This is a genomic window from Barnesiella sp. An22, assembly GCF_002159975.1.
In the GTDB taxonomy this organism is placed as follows: Bacteria; Bacteroidota; Bacteroidia; order Bacteroidales; family Barnesiellaceae; genus Barnesiella; species Barnesiella merdigallinarum.
Window position 1 is genome coordinate 1 of sequence record NZ_NFJR01000056.1, and the last position, 623, is coordinate 623.

2 tRNA genes and 2 rRNA genes are annotated in these 623 nt (G+C 49.6%); all 4 read left to right on the forward strand.

Annotated features, from left to right (window positions below):
* Positions 1 to 91, forward strand: a 16S ribosomal RNA gene (locus B5F38_RS14170); the annotation flags it as partial.
* Between the two features lie 121 nt (positions 92 to 212).
* A tRNA-Ile gene (locus tag B5F38_RS14175) sits at positions 213 to 286 on the forward strand.
* 69 nt (positions 287 to 355) lie between these two features.
* Positions 356 to 429: transfer RNA gene (locus tag B5F38_RS14180), tRNA-Ala, on the forward strand.
* Positions 430 to 527: 98 nt separating this feature from the next.
* A 23S ribosomal RNA gene (locus B5F38_RS14185) occupies positions 528 to 623 on the forward strand; the annotation flags it as partial.

Here is a 623-nt window from a genome sequence, read left to right on the forward strand (position 1 = left end):
CCGCAAGGAGCGTACGAAGGTAATACCGGTAACTGGGGCTAAGTCGTAACAAGGTAGCCGTACCGGAAGGTGCGGCTGGAACACCTCCTTTCTGGAGAAGAGACACCAAGAGAGGCCGAAGAGAAAGGTTCTCGACTCTTGAACGCACTGCTTCTTTTCATTCATATATAAAAAAGGAAAACAGAGACACCCGCCAGGGCACGATTTGAGACAGTCCTATAGCTCAGTTGGTTAGAGCGCTACACTGATAATGTAGAGGTCGGCAGTTCAAATCTGCCTGGGACTACACCGACTCTCAAGCGAAAGCGACCGAAAAGGAAGCTGAACAGAAATAAAGAGAGTAAAGTGGTAGCGGGGGGGATTAGCTCAGCTGGCTAGAGCACCTGCTTTGCAAGCAGGGGGTCAACGGTTCGAATCCGTTATTCTCCACAGAAGATCCTTGACATGTTGGAAAAAAAGAGAACAAGAGCACGAAGCAAACCATATCAACCCAAAACGACAGCTCTTCATTACAGAAGAGAAGCCGCAAGAAAGTAAGAAAGGGCGCATGGGGGATGCCTAGGCTCTCGGAGGCGAAGAAGGACGTGATAAGCTGCGAAAAGTTACGGAGAGGCGCAAATAGC